Genomic DNA, 8,936 nt, shown 5'->3' with positions numbered 1-8,936 from the left:
GTTTCATCGACCGAGTCGGTATCACCCAGGAAGTACTGGCCCTGCTGGGCGCCCGCAACCTCAACCTCGATGCCGTGGAAATGGTGCCGCCCAACGTCTATATCGATGCACCCACGCTGAGCCCAAGGGTGCTGGACGAACTGCGCGATGCGCTGCTGAGCGTGGGTGGCGTGCAGTCGGTGAGCGTGGTGGACATCCTGCCCGGCCAACGCCGCCACCTGCAGCTCGACGCGTTGCTGGCCGCCATGACCGACCCTGTATTGGCACTGGACAGCGCCGGCAAGGTGCTGCTGGCCAACCCCGCATTGATCAGCCTCTACGGCCGCGAGCCAGCGGGCGAGTCGGTGACCGAGCTGTTCCAGGACCCGAACCTGCTCGACACCCTGCTCGACCAGGGCTTCCGCCTGCCACTGCGCGAGGTCAGCGTCAACGGCGAGACCCTGCTGCTGGACGCCACCCCTATCACCGATGCCGGGGCGCTGCTGACCCTGTACCCGCCCAACCGCATCGGCGAACGCCTGGCTGCGCTGCACCATGACCACGCCGAAGGCTTCGACTCGCTGCTAGGCGACTCGCCGGCGATCCGTACCCTGAAGGCGCGCGCCCAGCGGGTGGCCACGCTCGACGCACCGTTGCTTATCCAGGGCGAAACCGGTACCGGCAAGGAATTGGTGGCACGCGCCTGCCACGCCATCAGCGCGCGGCACAGTGCACCGTTCCTGGCGCTGAACTGCGCGGCACTGCCGGAGAACCTGGCCGAAAGCGAGCTGTTCGGCTATGCCCCCGGCGCCTTCACCGGCGCCCAGCGCGGCGGCAAGCCCGGGCTGATGGAACTGGCGCACCAGGGCACGGTGTTTCTCGACGAAATCGGCGAGATGTCGCCCTACCTGCAGGCCAAATTGCTGCGCTTTCTCAATGACGGCAGCTTCCGCCGCGTGGGGGGCGACCGCGAAGTGAAGGTCAACGTGCGCATCCTCAGCGCCACCCACCGCGACCTGGAAAAGATGGTCAGCGAAGGCGCGTTCCGCGAAGACCTGTTCTACCGCCTCAACGTACTCAACCTGGAAGTGCCGCCCCTGCGCGAGCGCGGCCAGGACATCCTGCTGCTGGCACGCTCGTTCATGCAACAGGCCTGTACCCAGATCCAGCGGCCTATCTGCCGCCTGGCGCCCGCCACCTATCCGGCGCTGCTGGGCAATCGGTGGCCGGGCAACGTGCGCCAATTGCAGAACGTGATTTTCCGCGCCGCCGCCATTTGCGAAGGGCCGCTGGTGGACATTGGCGACCTGGACATCGCCGGTACTTCCGTGGCGCGACAGGCCAGCGATGGGGAAGTGGATAGCCTGGAACAGGCGGTGGATGACTTCGAAAAGGCATTGCTGCAAAAGCTGTACGTCAGCTACCCCTCCACGCGCCAATTGGCCACCCGCTTGCAGACCTCCCACACCGCGATTGCCCATCGCCTGCGCAAATACGGTATCAGCGGCAAGTAATCTGGAACGAAATCGATACTACGTCACGATTTCGTTCCATACCCTCGCCAAGGCCCATTCCCAAGGGTCTGATCCACAATGGCTTTTTTCTCGCCCGGCGCCTGTAGCGATTTCGCTACAGGCATAGCGCCCCAACCATTGGAAAACCCCGCGCAAGCCCCTGTTTTCCGGGGCTATCGCAGGTTGGCAACGAACTTGCTATAGAACCCCCAGACCCCGCCCAGGCGCATGCCCGGGCACACCCATTGCGTCGCCAGCCGTCATCTGGCCCGAGGAGTTTCCATGAGCGAATTGCGTTTTACTGTCGAACACGAATGGCTGCGCGTCGAAGCGGACGGCAGCGTGACGGTCGGCATCACCCCTTTTGCCCAGAACGCACTGGGCGACGTGGTGTTCGTGCAATTGCCGGAACTGACTACCTATGCCCAGGACGCCGAAGTCTCGGTACTCGAATCGGTGAAAGCGGCCAGCAGCATCAACATGCCCCTGGACGGCGAAGTGGTGGAAGTGAACAGCGAGCTCGACGCCAGCCCTGAATTGGTCAACGAAGACGCGCTGGGTGCCGGCTGGTTCTTCCGCTTCATCCCGGCTGACGCCAGCCAGGTGGCCGAGCTGCTGGACCAGCAGGCCTACGACAACCTGATCGCCGCCCAGGCCTGAGGATTCGCCGATGACCACGCCACTGACCACCGCCAACGAATTCATCGCTCGCCACATCGGCCCACGCGCCGCTGACGAGTACGCCATGCTGGCCACCCTGGGCTACGACAATCTGGATGCGCTGACCGCCAGCGTCATTCCCGACACCATCAAGGGCACCAGCGTTCTGGACCTGCCTGCCGGCCAGGGCGAAGCCGAGGCACTGGCCGCCATCAAGGCCATCGCCGCGCAGAACCAGTTGTTCAAGACCTACATCGGCCAGGGCTACTACAACTGCCATACCCCGGCGCCGATCCTGCGCAACCTGCTGGAAAACCCGGCCTGGTACACCGCCTATACCCCCTACCAGCCAGAAATTTCCCAGGGCCGCCTGGAAGCCCTGCTGAATTTCCAGACCCTGATCAGCGACCTGACCGGCCTGCCGATCGCCAACGCCTCGCTGCTGGACGAAGCCACTGCCGCCGCCGAAGCCATGACCTTCTGCAAACGCCTGAGCAAGAACAAGGGCAGCCACCGCTTCTTCGCGTCCAGCCATTGCCACCCGCAAACGCTTGACGTGCTGCGCACCCGTGCCGAGCCTCTGGGTATCGACGTGGTGGTGGCCGATGAAGCCAGCCTGACCGATGTCAGCGAATTCTTCGGCGCACTGCTGCAGTACCCGGCCAGCAATGGCGACATCTTCGATTATCGCGAACTGGTGGAGCGCTTCCACGCTGCCAGCGCCCTGGTAGCCGTGGCGGCGGACCTGCTGGCCCTGACCCTGCTGACCCCGCCTGGCGAGTTCGGTGCAGACGTGGCCATCGGCAGCGCCCAGCGCTTCGGCGTACCGCTGGGCTTCGGTGGCCCGCACGCGGCTTACTTCTCCACCCGCGACGCGTTCAAGCGTGACATGCCGGGCCGCCTGGTAGGCGTGTCCATCGACCGCCATGGCAAGACTGCCCTGCGCCTGGCCATGCAAACCCGCGAACAGCATATCCGCCGCGAGAAGGCCACCAGCAACATCTGCACAGCCCAGGTGCTGCTGGCCAACATCGCCAGCATGTACGCCGTGTACCACGGCCCGGCCGGCCTGGCCCGGATTGCCCAGCGCACCCACAGCCTGACGGCGATTCTGGCCCAGGGCCTGAGCGCCATGGGCGTGAAGGTCGAACAGCAACACTTCTTCGACACGCTGACCCTGGCCACTGGCAGCGCCACCGCCGAGCTGCACGCCAAAGCCCGCGCCGCCGGCCTGAACCTGCGTGAGGTGGACGCCCAGCGCCTGGGCCTGTCCCTGGACGAAACCAGCCGCCAGGCCGATGTGGAACAACTGTGGGCCCTGTTCGGCAGCGACCTGCCGGACTTCGCCGCCCTGGCCACCAGCAGCGCCAGCAGCCTGCCGGCCGGCCTGCTGCGCCAGTCGCCTATCCTGGCCCACGAGGTGTTCAACCGTTACCACTCCGAAACCGAGCTGATGCGCTACCTGCGCAAACTGGCCGACAAGGACCTGGCCCTGGACCGCACCATGATCCCGCTGGGTTCGTGCACCATGAAGCTCAACGCCGCCAGCGAGATGATCCCCATCACCTGGCCGGAATTCGGCAGCCTGCACCCCTTCGCGCCCGCCGAGCAGAGCAAAGGCTACCAACTGCTGACCGACGAACTGGAAACCATGCTGTGCAAAGCCACCGGCTATGACGCCGTGTCGCTGCAGCCCAATGCTGGCTCCCAGGGTGAATATGCAGGCCTGCTGGCGATTCGCGCCTACCACCACAGCCGTGGCGACGAGCGTCGCGACATCTGCCTGATCCCGTCGTCGGCCCACGGCACCAACCCCGCTACCGCCCACATGGCCGGCATGCGCGTGGTGGTGACCGCCTGCGACGAGCGCGGCAACGTCGATATCGAAGACCTGCGCGCCAAGGCCATCGAGCACCGCGAGCGCCTGGCCGCGATCATGATCACCTACCCCTCCACCCACGGTGTGTTCGAGGAAGGCATCCGCGAAATCTGCGCCATCGTCCATGACAACGGCGGCCAGGTGTACATCGACGGCGCCAACATGAACGCCATGGTCGGCCTGTGCGCCCCGGGCAAGTTCGGTGGCGACGTTTCCCACCTGAACCTGCACAAGACCTTCTGCATTCCCCACGGCGGTGGCGGCCCGGGCGTTGGCCCGATTGGCGTGAAATCGCACCTGGCGCCGTTCCTGCCCGGCCACGGCGCCCTGCAGCGCAAAGAAGGTGCAGTGTGCGCCGCGCCGTTCGGCAGTGCCTCGATTCTGCCCATCACCTGGATGTACATCCGCATGATGGGCGGCGAAGGCCTCAAGCGCGCCTCGCAACTGGCCATCCTCAACGCCAACTACATCTCGCGCCGCCTGGAAGAGCACTATCCTGTGTTGTACACCGGCAGCAACGGCCTGGTGGCCCACGAGTGCATCCTGGACCTGCGCCCGTTGAAGGACAGCAGCGGCATCAGCGTCGACGACGTGGCCAAGCGCCTGATCGACTTCGGCTTCCATGCCCCGACCATGTCGTTCCCGGTCGCCGGCACCTTGATGATCGAACCGACCGAGAGCGAATCCAAGGCTGAACTGGACCGTTTCTGCGACGCCATGATCCGCATTCGCGAGGAAATTCGCGCGGTGGAAAGCGGCAGCCTCGACAAGGACGACAACCCACTGAAGAACGCGCCGCACACCGCGGCCGAACTGGTGGGCGAATGGACCCACGCCTACAGCCGCGAACAGGCGGTGTACCCGCTGGCGTCGTTGATCGAAAGCAAATACTGGCCACCGGTCGGGCGTGTGGACAACGTGTTTGGCGACCGCAACCTGGTGTGTGCCTGCCCGTCGATCGAGGCGTATCAGGATTAAGCCTGGCGCCTTTGGCATCGGCTACAGCGCAACCCTGTAGCCGCTGCCGCCAGGCTGCGCTGGCCTGCATGGCCACTGGAGATCTTCAGTGCCCTCAAGGGCCAGCGCAGCCTACGGCAGCGGCTACGCTGCGTTTGCGCCGAATCGAAGCAGTCTTTGGAGCACGTCCATGTCTTTAAGCGTTTTCGACCTCTTCAAGATCGGCATCGGCCCCTCCAGTTCCCACACGGTGGGGCCCATGCGCGCCGCCGCGCGTTTCGTCGAGGGCCTGCGCCGCGATGACCTGCTCGGCGCCACCACCAGCGTCAAGGTCGAGCTGTATGGCTCGCTTGGCGCCACCGGCAAAGGCCACGGCAGCGACAAGGCCGTGTTGCTGGGGCTGGAAGGCTCGCACCCGGATACCGTCGACACCAGTACCGTGAACGACCGCCTGCAGGCCATCCGCGACAGCGGCCGGCTCAACCTGCTGGGCGTGCATAGCATCGCCTTCCAGGAAAAGCAGCACCTGGCGATGATCCGCAAGCCACTGCCGTTCCACCCCAATGGCATGATCTTCCGCGCCTTCGATGAAAGCGGCCTGCAGGTGCGCAGCCGCGAGTACTACTCGGTGGGCGGAGGATTCGTGGTGGACGAGGGCGCGGCCGGCGCCGACCGCATTGTCGAAGACACCACGGTGCTGCCCTACCCCTTCAAGACCGCCAGGGAACTGCTGGCCCATTGCAGCACCCAGGGGCTCTCCATCAGCCAATTGATGCTGGCCAATGAAGGCGCCTGGCGCCCGGAAGCCCAGACCCGCGCCGGCCTGCTGAACATCTGGCAGGTGATGCAGGATTGCGTGGAGGCAGGTTGCCGCAACGAAGGTATCCTGCCCGGCGGGCTGAAGGTCAAGCGCCGGGCCGCGGCCTTGCACCGGCAATTGTGCAAGAACCCCGAGGCGTCGTTGCGCGATGCCTTGTCGGTGCTCGATTGGGTCAACCTCTACGCCCTGGCCGTCAACGAGGAAAACGCCTTCGGCGGGCGCGTGGTCACCGCGCCCACCAATGGCGCGGCCGGTATCGTGCCGGCGGTGCTGCACTACTACATGCGCTTCATTCCCGGGGCGAGCGAGGATGGCGTGGTGCGCTTCCTGCTGACGGCCGCCGCCATCGGCATTCTCTACAAGGAAAATGCATCGATCTCCGGCGCCGAGGTGGGTTGTCAGGGCGAGGTCGGCGTGGCTTGTTCCATGGCCGCCGGGGCGCTGTGCGAAGTGCTGGGCGGCAGCGTGCAACAGGTGGAGAACGCCGCCGAAATCGGTATGGAGCACAACCTGGGTCTTACCTGCGACCCCATCGGCGGCCTGGTGCAGGTGCCCTGCATCGAGCGCAACGCCATGGGCTCGGTGAAAGCCATCAACGCGGTGCGCATGGCCTTGCGGGGCGACGGCGTGCACTTCGTCTCGCTGGACAAGGTCATCCGCACCATGCGCCAGACCGGCGCCGACATGAAAAGCAAATACAAAGAGACCGCCCGCGGCGGCCTGGCCGTCAACATCATCGAATGCTGACGCCCCCCCTATTCGAATGCTGGAGCACACGATGTCCGAACAACTGCAACAGACCCCACTGCACGCCTTGCACCTGGAACTGGGTGCGCGCATGGTGCCGTTCGCCGGCTACGACATGCCCGTGCAATACCCGCTGGGCGTGATGAAGGAACACCTGCACAGCCGTGAACAGGCCGGCCTGTTCGACGTTTCGCACATGGGCCAGATCCGCCTGACCGGCAGCGACGCTGCCCGCGCACTGGAAACGCTGGTACCGGTAGACATCGTCGCCCTGCCCGTGGGCATGCAGCGCTACGCCATGTTCACCAACGAGACCGGCGGTATCCTCGACGACCTGATGGTCGCCAACCTGGGCAACGACACGTTGTTCCTGGTGGTCAATGCCGCCTGCAAGGACCAGGACCTCGCCCACCTGCGTGCTCACATCGGCCAGCGCTGCAGCATCGAACCCCTGTTCGAGGAGCGCGCCTTGCTGGCCCTGCAAGGCCCTGCGGCGGTCACCGTGCTGGCGCGCCTGGCGCCACAGGTCGCGCAGATGACCTTCATGCAGTTCGCACCCGTGTCGCTGCTGGGGGTGGACTGCTACGTCAGCCGCTCGGGCTACACCGGCGAAGATGGTTTTGAGATCTCCGTGCCCGCCGGCAGCGCTGAAGCTTTGGCCCGTCGCCTGCTGGCCGAGCCGGAAGTGGCCGCCATCGGTCTGGGCGCCCGCGACTCCCTGCGCCTGGAAGCAGGCCTGTGCCTGTACGGCCACGACATGAACACCGCCACCACCCCGATCGAAGCCAGCCTGCTGTGGGCGATCTCCAAGACCCGCCGCGCCGACGGCGCGCGTGCCGGTGGTTTCCCCGGGGCCGAGGCAATCTTCGCCCAACAGCAAACAGGGGTAGCCCGCAAACGCGTCGGCCTGCTGCCTCAGGAACGCACGCCGGTGCGCGAGGGCGCTGAAATCGTCGACGACAGTGGTGCCATTATCGGCACCGTGTGCAGCGGTGGCTTCGGCCCGACCCTCGGCGGCCCAGTGGCCATGGGTTATGTCGACAGCGCCCACACCACCCTCGACACCCCGGTATGGGCGATCGTGCGCGGCAAGAAGGTAGCAATGAAGGTCAGCAAGATGCCGTTCGTGGCACAGCGTTACTACCGCGGTTGAAGCACCTTGGGTGACGGCCTGTCGGGCTGTCACCTAACCGACATGTTGCGGGTGTTTTATTCGATATCGGACTGGCCTTAGTCCATTCGAAAATACCCGATGGCGATAGTGGGAAAAACCCCGTAGGAAAAGGCTCGAACGGCCGTAAAAAAGGTGGAAAAGCGGCGTAGCGGAGGGCTTGTTTTTCTGTCTGAAGTTAGCGTAGAGTTTCCTCACTGTGTTTGCATGGGTCGCTATGGTTCGTGACCTGGGCAGTAGCTCTGAGCTTTGCTACAACCCGTTCGACGTCTCTTACTTTCCTGCAACCCAGCCCAGTATCTCTTTCACCTGAAAGAAGCTGTCATCAATTCAAGTTCCAAGGAAATAAGAAAATGTCCCAACGTCAGAGCGGTACCGTCAAGTGGTTTAACGACGAGAAAGGTTTTGGTTTTATCACTCCAGAAAGCGGTCCGGATCTGTTCGTACACTTCCGCGCTATTCAGGGCAACGGCTTCAAGAGCCTGAAAGAAGGCCAGAAAGTGACTTTCATCGCCGTTCAAGGCCAGAAAGGCATGCAAGCTGACGAAGTCCAAGCCGAAGCTTGATTCGTTGCTGAAAAAAAGCCCCTGCCGGGAACGCCAGGGGCTTTTTTGTGCCTGCGATAAGACCCTGTGACTGGAGAGCCAAGGATGACCAGACGATTGAGCCCCCAAGGGGACTTCCAACCGGCCGGGCTAGGGCGGCGCATGGCTGCGGTGTTCTATGATTTCCTGCTGTGCGTGGCGCTGCTGATGGTGACCACGCTGGTGTACAAACTGATCATGATGGCCTTCATTGGCGAGGCGCGGCTGCGGGCCTTGTCCGAGTCTGGCGCGCTGGACGGTGACCCCTTCCTGTCCACTTTGCTGTTCTGCGCGCTGTTTGCCTTCTTTGCCAAATTCTGGATGCACGCCGGGCAGACCCTGGGCATGCAAGTGTGGGGTGTGCGGGTGCAGAACCCGGACGGCACGGCCATCACCCTCTGGCAGGCACTGCTGCGGTTCGTGGTGGCCATCGGTTCCTGGCTGTGCTTTGGCGCGGGGTTCTGGTGGGCCCTGGTGGACAAGCAGAAGCGCGGCTGGCATGACCTGTATTCGGGGACACAGCTGGTGCACATCCCAAAGAAAGCGCGCTGACCATCGCAGCCAAGCGGTAGCTTCTGCGGTTGCCTTTGCTGTGGCTTTTGCTTTTGCTGTGGCTTTTGCTTTT

The 8,936-nt window shown here is 64.1% G+C and carries 7 protein-coding genes; all 7 read left to right on the top strand.

Annotated elements, in window-relative coordinates:
• Positions 1-1,493, top strand: a 1,493-nt coding sequence (locus QBK88_RS30410) for a sigma-54-dependent transcriptional regulator (protein WP_277965000.1), incomplete at its 5' end; no start/stop codon positions are given.
• A 282-nt stretch (positions 1,494-1,775) separates the two neighbouring features.
• The gene (gene gcvH, locus QBK88_RS30405; protein ID WP_277964999.1) at positions 1,776-2,153 is read left to right on the top strand and encodes a glycine cleavage system protein GcvH; all 378 of its coding nucleotides are present in this window, start codon (positions 1,776-1,778) and stop codon (positions 2,151-2,153) included.
• Between the two features lie 10 nt (positions 2,154-2,163).
• On the top strand, positions 2,164-5,010 hold the full coding sequence (gene gcvP / locus QBK88_RS30400) for an aminomethyl-transferring glycine dehydrogenase (protein ID WP_277964998.1): 2,847 nt from the start codon (positions 2,164-2,166) through the stop codon (positions 5,008-5,010).
• Positions 5,011-5,179: 169 nt separating this feature from the next.
• Positions 5,180-6,556, top strand: coding sequence for an L-serine ammonia-lyase (locus QBK88_RS30395; protein WP_277964997.1), 1,377 nt, complete (start codon positions 5,180-5,182; stop codon positions 6,554-6,556).
• 31 nt (positions 6,557-6,587) lie between these two features.
• The gene (gene gcvT / locus QBK88_RS30390; RefSeq protein WP_277964996.1) at positions 6,588-7,709 is read left to right on the top strand and encodes a glycine cleavage system aminomethyltransferase GcvT; all 1,122 of its coding nucleotides are present in this window, start codon (positions 6,588-6,590) and stop codon (positions 7,707-7,709) included.
• Between the two features lie 371 nt (positions 7,710-8,080).
• Entirely contained in the window at positions 8,081-8,293 is a 213-nt protein-coding gene (locus QBK88_RS30385; protein ID WP_007977299.1) for a cold-shock protein, read from the top strand.
• 84 nt (positions 8,294-8,377) lie between these two features.
• Positions 8,378-8,863, top strand: a complete 486-nt coding sequence (locus tag QBK88_RS30380) for an RDD family protein (protein ID WP_277964995.1) — start codon at positions 8,378-8,380, stop codon at positions 8,861-8,863.
• The last annotated feature ends 73 nt before the right edge of the window (positions 8,864-8,936 follow it).

This window comes from Pseudomonas sp. RIT-To-2 (assembly GCF_029623465.1).
Lineage (GTDB): Bacteria > Pseudomonadota > Gammaproteobacteria > Pseudomonadales > Pseudomonadaceae > Aquipseudomonas > Aquipseudomonas silvicola.
Note: the sequence above shows the minus strand (reverse complement) of the source record. Positions and strands in the feature narration are given on the sequence as shown.